Here is a 17,368-nt window from a genome sequence, read left to right as displayed (position 1 = left end):
ATTAAGCCCTTATAGGGCTCGTGCAAGCCACCCCTTTTAGGGGTGGTCTTGACTTGCTATTTGTTTAAAACAAGGTACAATATTACTAAGGCTTGTTGATTAAAAAGGGGGAACTGCGGTGGAGCAAATAAAACAAATCATTACTCAGGCGGGGGTTCCCTGCTTTGGCGTGTGCAGCTTTGATGCTGTTTTACCGCTGCTGCCGTGCCGCGCGGCGAATCGTCTGCCGGGTGGTGCCAAAAGTGTACTTGTATGTTTGTTCCCGTATTATGTGGGCGATTTCCCCACCCGTAATCTCTCACGCTATGCGATTGTAGATGATTACCACCTGCTAACCCGCGCGTTGCTGGAAAAAGCAGCTGAGGCCCTGCGAAAGGCGTTCCCCGAGCACAGTTTTGAAAGCTTTGTTGACAGCAGCCCTGTACGTGAGGTGCAGGCAGGTTATTTGGCGGGGCTTGGGTTTATTGGTAAAAACGGTCAACTCATAACTGAGGGCTACGGCTCGTATTGCTTCATCGGCGAGATTATCACGACGCTTGAGTTGCCCGCCGCAAGCCCGTCGCGCAAAAACTGCGGTAGGTGCAACCTTTGCCAAAACGCGTGCCCAAATGGCGCCATTGGAGAACGAGGTGCGATTGACACAGCGAAATGCCGCTCGCACATCACACAGAAAAAGGGCGAACTCACCGCCTTTGAGCAGCAGACGATTAAACAGGGCGGCTTTGTGTGGGGGTGCGACATCTGTACCGACATCTGCCCGTACAACCGCAGCCCCAAACTTACCCCTCTGGAAGAATTTTACCGTGACATTGTGCATACACTAACAGAGGAAAATTTGTACGCTTTGTGTAAAACACGTGCATTCGGTTGGCGCGGTGCGGGGGTTCTTGAGCGCAATCTGCAGCTTACGGACGGGCATTCACAAGTACGGTAGAATGTGGTATAATAGCTATTTAATAGGCTTAGCAAAGGATTGGAGTGAAAATTTTTGGAGATACTGTCCAAAGATCAATATAACGAATATGAGGCATTTGCGTCCACCCATCCGCAAAGCTGCTTCACGCAATCGGTCAAGTGGCATGATGTAAAAAACAACTGGGGTTACGAGGTGGTGGTATCGCGCAATGCCGTGGGTAAAATCGTGGGTGCGTGTGCGGTACTCATTCAGAAGATTCCGTTTATCGGCACCTCATTTTTATATTCTCCGCGCGGCCCTGTGTGTGACTTGCACGACAAAGCCGTACTTGCAGATTTAAAACACGGTGTTGACGAGCTGGCAAAACGGTATAAAGCTCATCTGTTCAAGATGGACCCCGATACGTTGATTACAGACACCGAATTTATGAAGATTGCAAAAGAGATGGGCTTTGAGCATTTTGCAGGGCCCGAGGGCTTCGAAACGATACAGGCGCGCTTTAACTATCGCCTTTACATTGCGGGCAAAACGGAGGAGGAGATACTGGCCTCTCTTACGCAGAAAACCCGCTACAATATCCGCGTAGCTCAAAAGCACGGGGTAGAGGTGCGCGTGGTAGGGCAGGAGTATCTTGACGACTTTGTGCGCATAATGCAGACTACCGGCGAACGCGACGGGTTTAATGTACGCCCCAAAGCCTATTTTGCCCGCATGCTCGACGCATTGGGCGAGCATGTACGTATGTATATGGCGTTTTACGAGGGTAAACCGATTTCGGGCGCTATCACCACCAACTACGCGGGCAAAACCTGCTACGTGTATGGTGCGTCGGACAACGTCTACCGCAATGTTATGCCAAACTATCTTGTCCAGTGGGAGATGATTCGCTGGGCAATCTCTACCGGTTGCTCGGTATACGATTTTCAGGGCGTTTCGGGTATTCTTGACGAGAGCAGCCCCATGTACGGCTTGTACCGCTTTAAAAAGGGGTTTAACGGGCAGCTCGACGAGTTGATTGGCGAATTTAACTTTGTATACAGGCCCTTTGCCTATAAAATGACAGACGTTGCCATTGAAGCAAAAGAGAAACTGAATAAATTCAAGCGTATGTTGAAAGGTAATAAATAGAGACATGGAAAAGCAAACGCCGCTGTTGAAAGCGGTAAACGAATATATTAAGCGGGATGCCGCACGTTTTCACATGCCCGGGCATAAGGGTTTTTTGATGCACCGTGAGCCTGACCGGTTCAGCGAAGCCTACCGGTATGATATTACCGAGGTACAGGGTGCAGACAGCTTATATGAAGCACATGGCGCCATTCGTGAAACGGAAGAAGCCTTTGCACGCATTTATGGAGCTAAACGTACTCTCCTTTCGGCAGGCGGCGCAACGTTGTGTATTCAAACAATGCTGGCGCTTGTCGCCAAAGAGGGCGGTAAAGTGATTGCAGGGCGTAACCTGCATACCTCTGCGGTAAGTGCAATGGCACTGTTGGGGCTGAGCCCGATATGGGTTTACCCCGACCAGAGTGCGGGCTGCGGCATGGGTGGCAGGCTTAGCCCCGAAGATATTCGTGCCCAGCTGCAAAACAACACCGATGTCTGCGCTGTATACATCACCACCCCCGATTATTTTGGTATTCTCAGCGATGTAGAGGGAATTGCAAAAATTTGCAGGGCCTACCGCGTACCGCTGCTGGTAGATAACTCCCATGGCTCACATCTGAAGTTTCGCAAGCCCAGCCTGCACCCGATCGACTTAGGTGCGGATCTGTGCTGTGATTCGCTGCACAAAACAATGCCCGTGCTGACGGGCGGCGCGTTGCTGCACATTGCAAATGAGCGCTACATACCGGCTGCCAAGCAGCGCATGTCGCTGTTCGGTTCAACCAGCCCCAGCTATTTGATTATGCTGTCCTGCGACCGCTGCATCGGCTATATTGAAAAGGGCGAGGTGCAGGCGGAGTTTGACGCAGTGTGTGCTCGCATCCGTGCGCTGGAGCAGATGGCAGAGAACAAGGGGTTTGTGTTACTGGAGGCAAAAGCCGGTACACGCGACTACACAAAGCTGGTGCTTTCGGTTTACAACTGGGGGATATCGGGTGCCGAATTCGGTGAACGCCTGCGTTTATGGGGCATCGAGCCCGAATATGTGAGCGATGTGTGGGCAGTACTGATGGCAAGCCCTGAGAACCTCGGCGGCGATTACCGTAGGGTTGAAAAATTTTTAAACGCTTGGGATCTGCCGTCTGTACAGGATGCGGCACCAGCGCAAGAAGTTCCGCGGCTGCAGCCGGCTATGACGCTGCGCAGCGCTGTTTTTGCACCCAGTGAAATGGTGCCGGTAGAAAACAGCATAGGTCGCATCGCCTCTGCAATGGTCTGCCCCTGCCCGCCGGGTATCCCGGTTGTAATGCCGGGGGAAAAAATTGATCAAGATGCCGTTAAACTTTTAAAAACATGTGGAATTTGTTGTATAAAAGTGGTATTATAATAATAGGATTTAGTAATATTCATTACAATCTTGTTGCAGATGATTGAATCCATAAGGAGGTATTTTTATGAAACTCATTCTTGCCATTGTATCCAGTGACGACGGTGCAATCGTTTCTTCAGAGCTCACCAAGGCCGGCTTCTCGGTTACCAAGCTTGCCACCACCGGCGGTTTTCTGATGAGCGGTAACACCACCTTCATCATCGGTACCGATGATGAAAAAGTAGACACGGTTATCGACATTGTTGGTACCTACAGCAAAAAGCGCAAGCAAATGGTTCCATCCTCCGCATCTTATGGGGTTGGCATGTGCACCTCGTTCCCTGTTGAGGTCACGGTTGGTGGTGCCACCATCTTTGTTTTGGATGTAGAGAAGTTTGCAAAATTGTAAGTTCCTTTAGAATGGAGAACCAATTGTTAAATTCATTTTATGGCAACGATAAAGCGAAAACAACGCTCGTCTTGGGATGGAAAGACGGGCGTTTGCCGCATGCGGTACTTTTAGAGGGCGAAAGCGGAAGCGGTAAAAAAACGTTTGCGAGGCTGATTGCCGCTGCGGCGGTCTGCTCGGACACCGACAGCCCATGCGGCACCTGCCGCCACTGTAAAAAGGCGGCGGAGGGTGTACACCCCGACATTATGCTTATTGATGGGGGGGTCTCAGCAAAAAATGTCAATGTCGATGCCATCCGTGATATTCGTTCCTCGGCGCATGTTAAGCCCAACGAAGCAGAGCGTAAGGTTTATATTTTGGCAGATGCACAGAATATGACGGTGCAGGCACAAAATGCTCTTCTTAAAGTGCTGGAAGAGCCACCGAAGGGTGTTATGTTTATCCTAACCTGCGACAATCACTCGCGCCTGCTTGAAACCATTGTTTCGCGTGTGACCATGCTGCGCATCGAGAATCCTCCGATTGAGGCTTGCATCGCAGCGCTGCGTACTCTGGCCCCCGACCACAGCGAGCAGGAATATCAGCTTGCGTCAGAGGTGTTTGAGGGGAACATCGGCAAAGCGGTAGCAAGCTTTCAGGATGAGCGCTTCGCCCAGATTATAGAATCTGCCAAAAAAATTACACATGCGGCGGTGCGTGGCACCGAATATGACCTACTGGCAGAGCTTGCCGTATTTGAAAACGATAAGGACGGATTTACAGCGTGCATCAAACGGGTGAAGTCGGCCTTTATCGAAATTATGAAACGCAAGTATGGCGCCCCCAAAACTGCCGTAGAGGTACAAAATACACTGGATAACTATATCTCTGCATTGCAGTGCAGACGAATTATTGATATAATAGAAAAAATGCTGCGCATGATGGAGCAAAACATGGGTTATCCGCTCGCATCAGTGTGGCTATGCTCTCAAATAAAAAGTGCACTGAGATAGAATGAAGTGGGACATACCCGCTAACAAATCGTAGTCACCCACCGTTCGCGGCAGATATCCTATTCTAGGATAAGCTCTGCCCGTATTGCCTGTGGGGGCATACCCAAGGAGGAAGCAAATGGCTGAAGTAATTGGCGTAAGATTTAAAAATGTCGGCAAGGTCTATTATTTTGACCCTGATGGGCAAGAAATGGAACTTGCACAGCGTGTAATTGTTGAAACTGCGCGCGGCGTAGAGTGCGGCGAGGTAGCAATGCCAAACCGACAGGTAAGCGACAGCGAAATAGTAAAACCACTGAAAAAGGTGATTCGCATTGCCAACAAAGAAGATCTCGGTCAAGTAGAACGCAACAAGCAGCGCGAGAAACAAGCGTTTTCAATTTGCGAAAGTAAAATTGCTGCGCACAAGCTTGATATGAAACTTGTAGATGTGGAATATACCTTTGACAACAACAAAATTTTGTTTTATTTTACTGCGGATGGCAGGGTTGATTTCCGTGATTTGGTAAAAGATCTGGCATCGGTGTTCCGCACCCGCATAGAACTGCGCCAGATTGGTGTGCGAGATGAGGCAAAGATGCTCGGCGGGCTTGGTATTTGCGGCAAACCGTTTTGCTGTTCCACCTTTTTGGGTGAATTTCAGCCGGTTTCCATCAAGATGGCAAAAGAGCAGGGCTTATCTCTGAATCCCACCAAAATTTCCGGCACTTGCGGCAGACTGATGTGCTGCTTAAAATATGAGCAGGAGGCATATGAAGATCTGTTGCGTCGTACCCCCAAGCAGGGTGCGTTTGTCAGCACTCCGGATGGCCGAGGTACGGTAGTAGAGGTGAACCTGCTCACCGGTATGCTCAAAGTGAAGATTGAAAAATCCGATGGCGCCGCCCGCCTATTTAACAAAGATCAGGTCAAGGTTATTCGTGATGCACAGATCCGTGTAGATAATTCGGAGGCTGCTGCGCTCAAAGATTTGGAAGACCGGTAGATTGTTAAGGTTTCAACAAATTGTCGTTTGCTGTAGAATAATTGCACAAATAAGGTTGCAAAATTTGTGATCTGTGGTACAATGAATTTGAAACTTTTATGGAGGTGTAACAATTATGGCATATGTAATTAATGACGAGTGTCTGAACTGTGGTGCATGCGAGGCTGAATGTCCCGTATCCGCTATTTCTGCTGGTGACAGCAAGTACGTAATCGACGCTGATACCTGCATCGACTGTGGCGCATGCGAAGGTGTTTGCCCCGTTGGAGCTCCCCAACAGGCATAATTTACGTTAAGATGTTTGCTAAAAAAAGACACGCAACTGTTGTTGTGTGTCTTTTTTGCGGCAATCTTATAGGGAGCAAATATCTTAACGGTAGAAGAGCAGCTGTACGGTAATTGCGCTCATTATGAAGCCCACAAAATCGCCTGTGAGTGCCGAGGGCAGAGTGTGCCGTGTTTTGCTCACCTTAGTGGCACCATAATACACGGCAATGGTGTAAAATGTTGTTTCGGTGGAGCCCTGCATAACACTGGCAACTCGTCCGATCAGCGTGTCGGCACCGTGGCTTTTAAGAATATCCTGAAAGATTGCCATGGCTCCGCTGCCGGAAATTGGCCGAAGGATGGCAAGGGGAATTACTTCACGCGGCAGATGTAGTACAGACGCCAGCGGGGATAGAAAATGGGTCAGCACATCCAACGCACCCGACGCTTTGAACATGCCTACAGCAGTCATCAGAGCTACCAAAGCCGGCATAATCCGCAGTGAGGTCATCAGCCCTTCTTTCGCGCCATCCAAAAAGCTTCCAAAAATATCTACATTTCGGTACAATCCGTATATTAATATACTGCACATAACAATAGGTATAATATAATCTGAGAAATTACCCATTACAATGTCCTTTCTAACGGTTAGTAGAGGGCAAATTAGGGATATGGGAAGATGCCGCGTCTGGCAGACGTACTTTGCGTCTCAACAGCCTAGACATCACCATAACCGATACGACCGATGCAATTGAGGTTATCCAAACCGCGGGCAGGATATCAAACGGTGCGGCTGCGCCCGCCTGAAGGCGCAGTGCAGCAGTTGTAGTGGGAATCAGCTGCAACGATGCCGTATTTAACACCACAAAGGTAACCATATAGTTGCTTGCCACAGTGGGGGTGCGATTGAGCGCCTCCAGCTCTCTCATAGCCGCGATACCGAGCGGGGTTGCTGCATTGCCAAGCCCGAGCAGGTTTGCCGCCATATTCATCGAAATGGCCTTTGCGGCGCTGCTTTTGGGGTCTAACCCTTTGAACAGCAGCCGTAATACCGGGGAAAAGAAGTGGCTGAATTTTTCGGTCAATCCTGATTTTTCAGCCACATTCATAAGTCCGCTCCACAGGCACATAATGCCTGCAAGGCTGATCACTAATGAAACAGCGTTTCCTCCTTCGCTCAACGCAGCAGAGGAAACTTGTGAAATTCTATCGTTCATCATGCCTAATACCACAGAAAGCAAAATCATACCGCTAAAAATCCATGTCATCATGTAAATAACCTCCAAAATTGCATTTTATAACCATATATCTTATGATTGGAAATGAAACATTATGAACATTTTGTTAAATGATGAAAAAATTGGATTATAAGTGCCAAAATATGCGTACTAGTATTTGACATGTTTTCAAGTTTACGATATATTTATATTGTGGGTTTATTCGACAGGATATTTTGTTAAGGGGATGAGAAAGATGGTAAAATCTACGGGAATCGTAAGAAAAGTAGACGAACTTGGTCGCATTGTGCTGCCAAAGGAGCTTAGGAACACGCTCGATATCAAAGAGAAGGACTCTCTAGAAATTTATGTTGACGGGGATCAAATCATTCTGAAAAAGTATGCACCGGCTTGTATCTTCTGCAACAACGCGAGTGACATTACGGTTTATAAGGGGAAGAATATCTGCCAGGAGTGCATGGACAGCATGAAAACGCTGTAAGTGAAATGGTTTATTGGTAAAGAGTAAAAAGGGGTGGACACGGCCGTGTCCACCTCTTTTTTACAATATAGGGCTATTTTAAATTTGGTCATTCGGGTAATCGGTGTTCTGCGCAGGGGGAATGTCGTCAACCTCATCGGTATTGTTGTTGTTAGCGTTGAACCGAACGGTTTCGTCCTCAGGCTCATGCAATTTTTCGCGTTCAATCAAATATTTTGCGTACAATGCGCTCGAAGAATTGTAATAAGGCACGACATAAAGCAGCGGCAGTACAAGCAAAGACAGCAGACCCCATGGAACAAAGGACAGCTGCAATACGAAAATTTCACTTTTGTGGCCCTTCATAGATCGGATAGAGGTTTTGATTGCCTTTCTTACACCGATTTCGGGGTCCTCTACAATCAAATAGGAAGAGAGAAAATATCGATTGGAGAAAATGAAAAAGAAAATTTGTGCAATAACTGCAAGGAGCAGCCCAAGCATCAGCAGCATAATTCCGCCAAGGTGCATGAGGTCGGAGGGTTGTGTGTTATACAGCAACAAAACAGCGATACCTGCAATTGCACCGGGCACAACAGCAAACGGGATAGCCCACAATAGTCTGCGCACAATCAGATTGATATCATGCCAAATTGCTTTAAAAAACAACCGCGCAAAGGAGAAAAAGGAAAAGATAGACACGACGTCCTCTGACTCGCCGCCTACCAACCGGTAATACCATTGCTTTACACCAAAAGTCAGCGGCGAATTAACAATCAGGCTGAGCACGGTGAAGATACTTGCTATAAGAAGCGACAGCAGAGATACGTTTACAACATCATCAAAGTAAAACCCTGGTGTTTTTAGAGTATCGTGAAAATCAGGGATATCGAGCAGCAGCGATGTGAGACCTTGTAGCAAGCTGAAAATTACAAAGATGGACATGCCAATTAATAAAATACAAATTGCCTTGCCCCAGTTACCACCCAGCGCGCGGCGGGCATTTTGTTTAATCTGTTTTCTAAGTTTCATAGCAAATTGCCTCGTTTATTTTAAGATTTCAGAAACACGTGCTGTGACGAAATCTCCGATTTCCGCAGTGCTTTTAGATGAATATGCGGGATTAGCTAAATCGGGAGTTCTGCCATAGTTCAGTGATTCTTCTGCCGCTTTTTCAACGGCGCTTGCCTCGTCCTCCATACCAAAGGAATAGCGCAGCATCATAGCAACGGAAAGGATGGTCGCAAGTGGGTTGACAATGCCTTGCCCCGCAATATCGGGCGCAGAGCCATGAATCGGCTCGTACAGCCCCAGTGTGCCATGCCCTGTGCTAGCGGAAGGCAGCATACCAATCGAGCCCACAAGCATAGAGGCTTCATCCGAAAGAATATCGCCGAACATGTTTTCGGTCAGTAGCACATCAAATTGCGAAGGGTTGCGCAGCAGCTGCATTGCGGCATTGTCTACATACATATAACAAAGCTCTACCTCGGGGTAATTATCTGCCACACGGGTTACCACACGTCTCCACAGTTTTGAAGATTCCAATACGTTCGCCTTGTCTACACAGGTAACCTTATGATTGCGCTTACGTGCCGCCTCAAACGCAACTTTGGCGATGCGCTCCACCTCATATTCGCTGTACATCATTACATCATACGCAGAAGGTTCGCCGTCTACCTCGGTGGTACCTTTCTCACCAAAGTAGATGCCGCCGGTTAATTCACGCACCACCAGAATATCCACGCCGTTATCAATAATGCTGTTTTTGAGGGGAGATGTCTCTTTTAAAACCGAAAAAATCTTGGCAGGGCGCAGGTTGGCGAACAGGCCGAGCTTGGTACGAATAGACAGCAAGCCTGCCTCTGGGCGCAGGTTGGAGGGCAGGCTGTCATACTGCGGGCCGCCTACCGCACCCAGCAAAACTGCACCGGCGGCACGGCATTTTTCTACCGTAGCAGGCGAAAGGGGAATACCCTCTGCGTCTACGGCAGCGCCGCCAATCAATCCTTCGGTCAGTACCAACTCATGTTTTCTTACAGCACAAACGGCTTTCAGTACCTTTACAGCCTCGGCTGTAATTTCAGGACCGACTCCATCACCCGCTAAAACGCAAACCTTAAGTGCACTCATATTTTTTAAACTCCTTTTCCATCTTCCATCAGTGTTCTATTGTTAAGAAAGCTATATTTAAAGTAAGGGGCTATACCGGTTCATCTCCGTCATCATCCCATTGTTCCTCTTCAGCAAAGCCGCCCTCTTTCCAAGTGCGCAGCTGCTCCTGATACGCCTCCAACCCCAGTTTTTGAAATGCCTCGTAATGATAGGGGATCGGCTCGTATACCTCAAAGCCATCGTCGCGCATCCACATCTGCGGAGTCATCTGAATGGTAAAGCCGGTGCCGTTGGACACAATCCAGTCATAGGCGTTATCGCGCTTCGGGTAACCGTACTTTGCCATCAATGTCATAATTACACCGCCATGGGTGACCACACCTACAGATGTCAATTTGTTACGCATCATGTCTTCAAAAACATGCTCCAGTGCATTGCACACACGCTGCTCCAGCTCAGTGCTATCCTCTCCGCCCGGGGGTGGGGTTTTCAAACCCGAATTAATCCATGCGTTAAAGGCAGGGTCGGTTTTAAGTTCGGCAATTGCTTTACCGTCGAACGCCCCAAAATCGTACTCAGTGAAGCCATCAACAACCTCGGTAAAACAATCGGGGTAAAGAATCTCGGCTGTTTCGCGGCAACGGGAGAGCGGGCTTACAAAAAGCTTCTGAATTTTTGGGTAAACGCAGTTTTCTTTGAGCAGCAGCAATTTTTCGCGCCCTTCGTCACATAAAGGGGTATCGGTACGCCCCACATACAAGCCCTTGAGGTTTCCCTCGGTAATGCCATGTCGAATAAAATGGATTTTATAAGTAATCACCTAAATTCTCCTTTTAAAAACAAATTTTTTAACCCACAATGTCGAATTATTTCGAATACAGGCTTTACAATTGGTATCATTATAGATTATAATTTACTGTACGTAAAGAATTGCTAAAGAAGCATTGCGGGGGTAATGTAATTATGAATGCGGATTTTCCCAGAATTTTAACACTTTTGCGCAAGGAAAAGGGAATAAGCCAAAAGGAAGCGGCTTGTGAGCTGGGAATTTCACAGGCTTTGTTGTCGCATTATGAAAAAGGAATTCGGGAATGCGGGCTCGACTTCCTCATTCGCACGGCAAATTTTTATAATGTGTCGTGTGATTATCTGCTTGGCCGTTCACCGGATAGGGCAGGCGCCACATTGACAGTCGATGATATTCCCGAGCCTGATGCAGCGGCAGGGAAAGAAAATACCTATAAGGGAAGCATTTTACCGGTGCTCAATAAAAAGCTGATTGCAAACTCGCTGAATGTTTTGTTTGACCTTTTGCAGCGTGTGGGCAGTAAATCGCTCACCAATGAGATTTCTTCCTTCTTGATGCTTGCGGTGTACAGAATGTTTCGGGTTGTCTACTCGGTCAATCCAAAAAACCAGGACGCACTGTTTACGGTGCCCCACCGCTTGTCAGATAATTATGCATCTGCGATGATGCAGATTTGCAGCATCAACGCTCAATCGATTGCAAGCGGTATGCCGCTGGAAGGGCAGGAGCCGGTGCAGAATATTGACAGTGCTCTGCTCACCACCGAAAGCATTACCGAGCAGTACCCTTTGTTTGCGTCGTCGTTATTCAATCTTGTACAGAACAGCGAGACGAAAATTGGGTTTGACAAGAAATAACATGCATTATTGTACCATTATATGGGGCAAAAATAAAGTATGTATCAATGAATTCATTCTTTGCACACAAAAATAAATAGATTGTTCAAATTTCTGTGATAAAGTGGAACACGGCAATGTTCCACTTTATTTTATTGTGCAAATATAGTATAATAAAATGCAGTTATAGTTTAGGGAGGGGGCGGCATTTTGCGCGTTGCAAAAATTTTAGTATTGCTGGCTGTGCTGGCTTGTGCGTTGCTGCTGTCCTCATGCTCCGGCATAGAGTTTAATGCGGAAAATTTGATGAATGCTCCAACACTTACCGATGAGCAAAACAAGATACGCGATGCGCTTTATGATGCGCTTGGTACCAACAGTGTTAAATTTAAATATCCAAAGGCGGGGGAATACCGATCCGCCTTTGTTATGCATGATATGGATGGCGACGGCAAGGATGAGGCGATGGTGTTTTACGACCCGCAGCTGGGGGATAGCAATGTTCGCGTCAATATTTTAACACAAACCGATTCCGGTTGGATTTCCACCTACGATATCGGCGGTAAGGGCAGTAATATTGACAGTGTTGATTTTTGCAAAATGACGTCAACCGAAAAAGAGGACATTGTAATCGCCTGGAATCAGGCGGGAGGCAACGACAAAACGGTCACCGTGTTTGCCTATGAGGAAGGGCAGCTGGTGCAGCAGTCCTCCGACTGGTGGTTTAACGAAAAACTGCTTTACGACGTCAACAAAGACGGCTTGATCGAGCTGCTTCTGCTCCGTTGCAATCTGGTATCGGGCGAGGCCTCAGCACGCTTGGTGTCGTTCAGCAACGGCGAGCTGAAAAGCGGCTCGGCTGTGCCATTGAACAACAGTATTTCCAGTTTTGCAAAGGTACAGGTTGGTATGCTCAGCAGCAACACCGAGGCTATCTTTGTCGATTCGCTGCTCGATTCGGGTGAATATATCACCGATATCCTCAAATGCGATTCCAGCGGCGCGCGCACTAAAATAATCAACGTTTTGGATCAGCTGCCGGATGAAGCGCAGATCAGCACAAACCGCAAACTCAAAGTTTACTGTGAGGATATCAACAAAGACGGTGTTATGGAAGTACCGTATATGCCAACGCCCTCGTATCTGCCCGGGTACGATGACAGCATCGACAGCGATAAAATGTATTCGGCGCAGTATGTGCGCTGGACGGGCACAGAATTTGAACCGCTGTGGTATGGGGTAATCAATGTAGATGCGGGTTACCGTTTTGAATATCCCGAGGAATGGATTGATGTGGTTACGGTGAAGCAGCAGATGGAAACGGGCGAGTGGAAGTTTATTGTATACGACCAGTCCCTGGATAACGATTTTCAGCAGTTGCTTCGTTTACGCACCAATAATAAGGGCCGTATGAAGGATAAATTTGAAACCGAGAACTACAAGCTTCTGGGGGAACGCGGTATTTACGAATATATGGCATTTATTCCGCCCGATGTAGAAGTAAAGGGCCTGCAAATAAGCTATCAAGAGGTGGAGGAGAGGTTCGCCCTTCTGCCTTAGGGTTTTCTGAAAACTTTGTATTCTTGTGTGTTTTTGCTGCAAAAGGCATTTTTGTTGTAAAATATACTCAGAATACAAGAAGTATATCTATGTTTTTCTGATTCAAGCTGCACTTTTCAGTGAAATACCCAGGCAGCTTTTTGCTTTTCAAAGTTCTAGAAAAATTAGCGATTAGAAAAGAGGTTAGACGAATGAAACGTATCTTGGTAGTAGAAGACGAGGATGCAATCCGCGACTTTGTGGTCATTAACCTGAAGCGGGCGGGCTATGATGTAACCGACGCCGCCAACGGTGAGGACGGGCTTCGTATTTTTGAGGAAAACGACGGCAACTTTGACGTTGCACTGCTTGATATTATGATGCCGGGGATTGACGGTTTTACAGTCTGCAAAAAAATTCGCGCACAGAGCAGCTCAATCGGTATTATTATGCTTTCGGCGAAAACACAGGAGATGGACAAGGTAAATGGGCTGATGATTGGTGCGGACGACTATGTGACAAAGCCGTTTTCTCCATCCGAGCTGGTTGCGCGCGTGGATGCAATTCACCGCCGTGTTACCATGGCTGCCCAGCGGCAGGAGCAGCCCGAGGAGATTGTATCCGGCCCGTTTACGCTCAACATCAAGAGCCGCATGCTCTACAAAAACGGACAGGTCATCGATTTGACGCAGGTGGAGTACCAAATTATGGAGTTTTTCCTAAACAACCAGAATGTGGCTCTGGAGCGTTCGGATATCCTCGGCAAGGTGTGGGGCGAAAATTACTTTGGTGATATTAAAATTGTCGATGTCAATATCCGCAGGCTTCGTATGAAGATTGAGGATGAACCCTCTGCACCGCAGTATTTGCTGACAGTTTGGGGCTTTGGCTATAAGTGGACAACAGGGATGCCGGCATAAATACAGGTTAAACCTGCACGTTTTCAAGGGAGGAGGAGAGCGCTGTGGCGATGAAACGGATTACCAAGCGGTGGCTGCTTAACAGCTTCGGCGTGATCCTCATCATTTTGCTTGCAATCGAAATTATATCTGCTGTGGGCATTCGAAGCTTCTATTACAACAGCGTGCGCTCAGCCATTAATTCCCGTGCATCGGTAATGTCCGGTTCACTGGTGCGCTATTCCGAGGATATTACGGTGGATTATCAGGCAGAGGTGCGCAACCTCGTGGAAAATTTTGAGGATAAGGAAAAGATGGAGCTAATGGCCATTGATGCTGCCGGCAACGTTATCCTTACCTCAAGCGGTTTTGAACCTACCGGACGGATTGATATGCCTGACTATGAGAATGCAAAGGTAAAAGCTAAGGCGATGTCCACTGCCAAGGGAACAGGAAACGCTCCCCCCGGGGAACATATTGGTAAGCTGGGCAGTGAAAAGGTAATGGCAATCACCATGATTTCTCCGGTTAAGGACAGCGAAATTGCGGCACTCCGCTTTGTGGTGTCGCTCAGTCAGGTGGATAAGCAAATTTTTGAAATGATTGGGATTATTACACTGGTTGTGGTCGGTATCGTCTGCTTCGTGGGCTTTTCCAGCTCTTATTTCATCAATTCCATTGTCATTCCGGTGGGCGAAATCGGCAAAACCGCAAAGAGAATTGCACAGGGCGACTTTGAAACCCGCCTGGAAAAGAAGAATGACGACGAAATCGGTGATTTGTGTGAAGTAATCAACTACATGGCGGGCGAGCTATCTACCGCTGAAAAGATGAAGAACGACTTTATTTCATCGGTATCGCATGAATTGCGCACACCCCTTACCGCAATCAAAGGCTGGGGCGAAACACTTGTCGATACCAACGATAAAGAGACTGTCGAAAAAGGGATGGGGGTCATTTTAAAAGAGACCGATCGCCTGTCCACCATGGTGGAGGAGCTGCTTGATTTCAGCAGGATGCAAAGCGGCAGGCTCACGCTGATGATGGACCGAATCGACATTATCGCAGAGCTGGGCGAGGCGTACCTGATGTTTACACAGCGTGCCCTGCGGGAAGGCATGACCATCACCTACGATGAGCCCGAGGAGTTTATCCCTGTTTTCGGCGATAAAAACAGACTGCGTCAGGTATTTATCAATATCATCGACAATGCGATCAAATACTCGGACAGCGGTGCGATCATCACCATAAAGGTGAAAAATGATGCCGGCATGGTGCATATCGCAATTTCAGATACCGGCTGCGGCATCAACGCGCAGGATCTTCCGATGATCAAAAACAAATTTTACAAAGGCAATTCCACGCGCCGTGGTTCGGGTATCGGGCTTGCGGTGGCGGATGAGATAGTTAGGATGCACTCCGGCATGCTTGAGGTGAACAGCGAGGAAGGCAAGGGGACAACGGTGGATATTTCGCTGCCCATCGCGGCTAAAAAAACCGAGGAGTAATCTTCCGGCGGCGAAAACAGAAAGGGGAACATGCAATGAGTGAAAAAAAAGCCTGCTGCCATAAAACAAGTATTGGCGGGCAGGCGTTAATCGAGGGCGTTATGATGCGGGGGCCGGCAATTTCTGCAATGGCAACCAGAATGCCCGACGGTAGCATTGATACCGAGACTTGGGAGAACAAAGGTGCTAAAGCTTGGTATAAAAAGGCTCCGTTTTTACGGGGTGTATTTAATTTAATTGATTCTCTTGCGCTCGGCTACAAATGCCTGATGAAATCGGCTGAAAAGAGCGGTATGGATTTGGAAGAAGAGCCCACAAAATTTGAAAAATGGTTGATTGCCAAGTTTGGTGACGGCATGATGAAAGTGATTTCCGGCTTTGCGCTGGTAATGGGTGCAGCACTTGCCATGCTGTTGTTTGTGGTACTTCCTACCTATTCCATTAAATTTTTGGATATGTTTATCCCATTGGGCGGGCTGAAAACCCTGTTGGAGGGTTTGATTAAAATCATTATTTTTGTGGCATATTTAGCTCTTGTTGCTAAAATGCCCGACATTCGCCGGGTGTTTGAATATCACGGTGCCGAGCACAAAACCATCGCCTGCTATGAAGCGGGCAAAGAGCTGACAGTAGAGAACGTGCGCGAATATACGCGCTTTCATCCCCGCTGCGGCACAAGCTTTATTCTGATTGTGCTCGTCATCAGTATTATCGTGTTTTCCGCTGTTCCATGGTATAGCGGCTGGATGCGTATTATTATTAAACTGCTGCTGCTGCCGGTGGTTGTAGGCATTGCCTACGAAATCATCAAGCTGGCGGGGCGATACGACAATGTTATCACCCGATTTATTTCTGCACCCGGCTTGTGGTTGCAGCGCCTTACCACCAACGAACCGCATGATGACCAGATTGAAGTTGCAATCGAATCGATGAAGCCGGTTATTCCCGAGACCCAGGGAGAGGACAAATGGTAGAGCTGCATCGGCTGCGGGTTAAATGGATGGGCGAACTGGAAAAGGCAGGGGTATATGCTCCTGCCTTTGAACTTTGCGAAATAATTGAGCATGCGACGGGGCTTGACCGTGCGCATCAACTTGCTTTCGACGCTGCGCTTACCCATGCGCAGATCACCGCAGTGGAAGCGTTGCTTGCCATACGCTGTACAGGTAAACCGCTGCAATATATTCTTGGTAAGTGGGAGTTTTACGGGCTGGATTTTTATGTGGGCGAGGGGGTACTTATCCCGCGCGCCGATACAGAAACGCTGGTGGAGTTTGGGTTAGAGCAGCTAAAGGGCATTGCCGCTCCACGGGTTGCCGATCTGTGCAGCGGCAGCGGCTGCATCGCAATTGCGCTCGCAAAAAATCTGCCCGCTTCGCAGGTGACCGCCGCAGAGCTTTCGGATGCTGCATATGGCTACCTGACACGCAACATTGCACTGAACGAGGCAGGAAACGTTGCACCGCTAAAAATGGATGTTCTGGCGGAGGGTAGCCCTAGGATGCTGGAAGCTTCAGGAGGCGGTGCGGGTATCGCCTGCTTTGATTTAATCGTATCCAACCCGCCGTACGTTCGCACTGCGGAGCTGCAGGGTTTGCAGCGTGAGGTGCAATACGAACCGATGATGGCGTTGGATGGTACGGCGAGCGGGCTGTATTTTTACCGCGAAATTACCCGGTTATACAAGAACAGTCTAAAAAAAGGCGGGTGGCTTGCCTACGAGGTAGGCGATGACCAGAGCCATGATGTGCAAAAGATTTTGCAGCAAAACGGTTTTGCCAATATCGCAACAAAAAAAGACCTTGGCGATTTTGAGCGCGTTGTTGCCGGTATGCGCCCGTAAAAGTGTGAAGATGGTATCTTAGAAAATGCCGATTTCAACTGTAAGATATTCCCTGGCGGGCAAACTGCCCGTAG

Annotated in this window: 19 protein-coding genes; 14 read left to right on the top strand and 5 right to left on the bottom strand. The window is 48.1% G+C overall.

Annotated elements, in window-relative coordinates; translation table 11 throughout:
• Positions 1-118 precede the first annotated feature (118 nt).
• The 7 genes from RTV33_RS01880 (at position 119) to RTV33_RS01850 (ending at position 6,067) form a co-directional block, all read left to right on the top strand.
• Positions 119-934 carry a QueG-associated DUF1730 domain-containing protein gene (locus tag RTV33_RS01880; protein WP_312640946.1) on the top strand — a complete coding sequence of 272 codons (816 nt, stop codon included), beginning with the start codon at positions 119-121 and terminating at the stop codon, positions 932-934.
• Between the two features lie 54 nt (positions 935-988).
• On the top strand, positions 989-2,044 hold the full coding sequence (locus RTV33_RS01875) for a peptidoglycan bridge formation glycyltransferase FemA/FemB family protein (protein WP_312640944.1): 1,056 nt from the start codon (positions 989-991) through the stop codon (positions 2,042-2,044).
• A 4-nt stretch (positions 2,045-2,048) separates the two neighbouring features.
• Positions 2,049-3,410 (top strand): aminotransferase class V-fold PLP-dependent enzyme, encoded by a 1,362-nt coding sequence (locus RTV33_RS01870; RefSeq protein WP_312640942.1) that lies wholly within the window; start codon positions 2,049-2,051, stop codon positions 3,408-3,410.
• 67 nt (positions 3,411-3,477) lie between these two features.
• Positions 3,478-3,801, top strand: a complete 324-nt coding sequence (locus tag RTV33_RS01865) for a cyclic-di-AMP receptor (protein ID WP_312640940.1) — start codon at positions 3,478-3,480, stop codon at positions 3,799-3,801.
• Between the two features lie 23 nt (positions 3,802-3,824).
• Positions 3,825-4,796 carry a hypothetical protein gene (locus tag RTV33_RS01860; RefSeq protein WP_312640938.1) on the top strand — a complete coding sequence of 324 codons (972 nt, stop codon included), beginning with the start codon at positions 3,825-3,827 and terminating at the stop codon, positions 4,794-4,796.
• Between the two features lie 118 nt (positions 4,797-4,914).
• On the top strand, positions 4,915-5,781 hold the full coding sequence (locus tag RTV33_RS01855) for a stage 0 sporulation family protein (protein ID WP_312640936.1): 867 nt from the start codon (positions 4,915-4,917) through the stop codon (positions 5,779-5,781).
• Positions 5,782-5,896: 115 nt separating this feature from the next.
• Complete coding sequence (locus RTV33_RS01850; RefSeq protein WP_312640934.1) at positions 5,897-6,067, top strand: 4Fe-4S binding protein; 171 nt, start codon at positions 5,897-5,899, stop codon at positions 6,065-6,067.
• Positions 6,068-6,151: 84 nt separating this feature from the next.
• Here the strand turns inward: RTV33_RS01850 and RTV33_RS01845 are convergent, their stop codons facing one another.
• Both RTV33_RS01845 and RTV33_RS01840 read right to left on the bottom strand, forming a co-directional pair.
• Positions 6,152-6,583, bottom strand: a complete 432-nt coding sequence (locus tag RTV33_RS01845; protein ID WP_312640932.1) for a nucleoside recognition domain-containing protein — start codon at positions 6,581-6,583, stop codon at positions 6,152-6,154.
• Positions 6,584-6,689: 106 nt separating this feature from the next.
• Complete coding sequence (locus tag RTV33_RS01840; RefSeq protein WP_312640930.1) at positions 6,690-7,319, bottom strand: nucleoside recognition domain-containing protein; 630 nt, start codon at positions 7,317-7,319, stop codon at positions 6,690-6,692.
• Positions 7,320-7,521: 202 nt separating this feature from the next.
• Here RTV33_RS01840 and RTV33_RS01835 point away from each other — a divergent pair, with 202 nt between their 5' ends.
• Positions 7,522-7,767 (top strand): AbrB/MazE/SpoVT family DNA-binding domain-containing protein, encoded by a 246-nt coding sequence (locus RTV33_RS01835; RefSeq protein ID WP_312640928.1) that lies wholly within the window; start codon positions 7,522-7,524, stop codon positions 7,765-7,767.
• Positions 7,768-7,845: 78 nt separating this feature from the next.
• Here the strand turns inward: RTV33_RS01835 and RTV33_RS01830 are convergent, their stop codons facing one another.
• From RTV33_RS01830 to RTV33_RS01820, 3 genes are all read right to left on the bottom strand, one after another.
• Positions 7,846-8,778 carry a DUF975 family protein gene (locus tag RTV33_RS01830; protein WP_312640926.1) on the bottom strand — a complete coding sequence of 311 codons (933 nt, stop codon included), beginning with the start codon at positions 8,776-8,778 and terminating at the stop codon, positions 7,846-7,848.
• 15 nt (positions 8,779-8,793) lie between these two features.
• Positions 8,794-9,879 carry a 3-isopropylmalate dehydrogenase gene (gene leuB / locus RTV33_RS01825; RefSeq protein WP_312640924.1) on the bottom strand — a complete coding sequence of 362 codons (1,086 nt, stop codon included), beginning with the start codon at positions 9,877-9,879 and terminating at the stop codon, positions 8,794-8,796.
• A gap of 70 nt (positions 9,880-9,949) precedes the next feature.
• Entirely contained in the window at positions 9,950-10,681 is a 732-nt protein-coding gene (locus RTV33_RS01820) for a histidine phosphatase family protein (protein ID WP_312640922.1), read from the bottom strand.
• Positions 10,682-10,824: 143 nt separating this feature from the next.
• Between RTV33_RS01820 and RTV33_RS01815 the strand changes: the two genes are divergently transcribed.
• From RTV33_RS01815 to prmC, 6 genes are all read left to right on the top strand, one after another.
• Positions 10,825-11,526, top strand: coding sequence for a helix-turn-helix domain-containing protein (locus RTV33_RS01815; protein ID WP_312640920.1), 702 nt, complete (start codon positions 10,825-10,827; stop codon positions 11,524-11,526).
• A 189-nt stretch (positions 11,527-11,715) separates the two neighbouring features.
• Complete coding sequence (locus RTV33_RS01810; RefSeq protein ID WP_312640918.1) at positions 11,716-13,065, top strand: hypothetical protein; 1,350 nt, start codon at positions 11,716-11,718, stop codon at positions 13,063-13,065.
• A 191-nt stretch (positions 13,066-13,256) separates the two neighbouring features.
• Entirely contained in the window at positions 13,257-13,964 is a 708-nt protein-coding gene (locus RTV33_RS01805; protein ID WP_312640916.1) for a response regulator transcription factor, read from the top strand.
• A 50-nt stretch (positions 13,965-14,014) separates the two neighbouring features.
• Positions 14,015-15,451 carry a HAMP domain-containing sensor histidine kinase gene (locus RTV33_RS01800; RefSeq protein ID WP_312640968.1) on the top strand — a complete coding sequence of 479 codons (1,437 nt, stop codon included), beginning with the start codon at positions 14,015-14,017 and terminating at the stop codon, positions 15,449-15,451.
• A gap of 35 nt (positions 15,452-15,486) precedes the next feature.
• Positions 15,487-16,425, top strand: a complete 939-nt coding sequence (locus RTV33_RS01795; RefSeq protein WP_312640914.1) for a DUF1385 domain-containing protein — start codon at positions 15,487-15,489, stop codon at positions 16,423-16,425.
• On the top strand, positions 16,419-17,294 hold the full coding sequence (gene prmC, locus RTV33_RS01790; RefSeq protein WP_312640912.1) for a peptide chain release factor N(5)-glutamine methyltransferase: 876 nt from the start codon (positions 16,419-16,421) through the stop codon (positions 17,292-17,294). Before RTV33_RS01795 ends, prmC begins: the two co-directional genes overlap by 7 nt.
• The last annotated feature ends 74 nt before the right edge of the window (positions 17,295-17,368 follow it).

Source organism: Hydrogenoanaerobacterium sp. (assembly GCF_032017025.1).
GTDB lineage: Bacteria > Bacillota > Clostridia > Oscillospirales > Ruminococcaceae > Hydrogenoanaerobacterium.
This window is presented reverse-complemented; position numbering and strand designations above follow the sequence as displayed.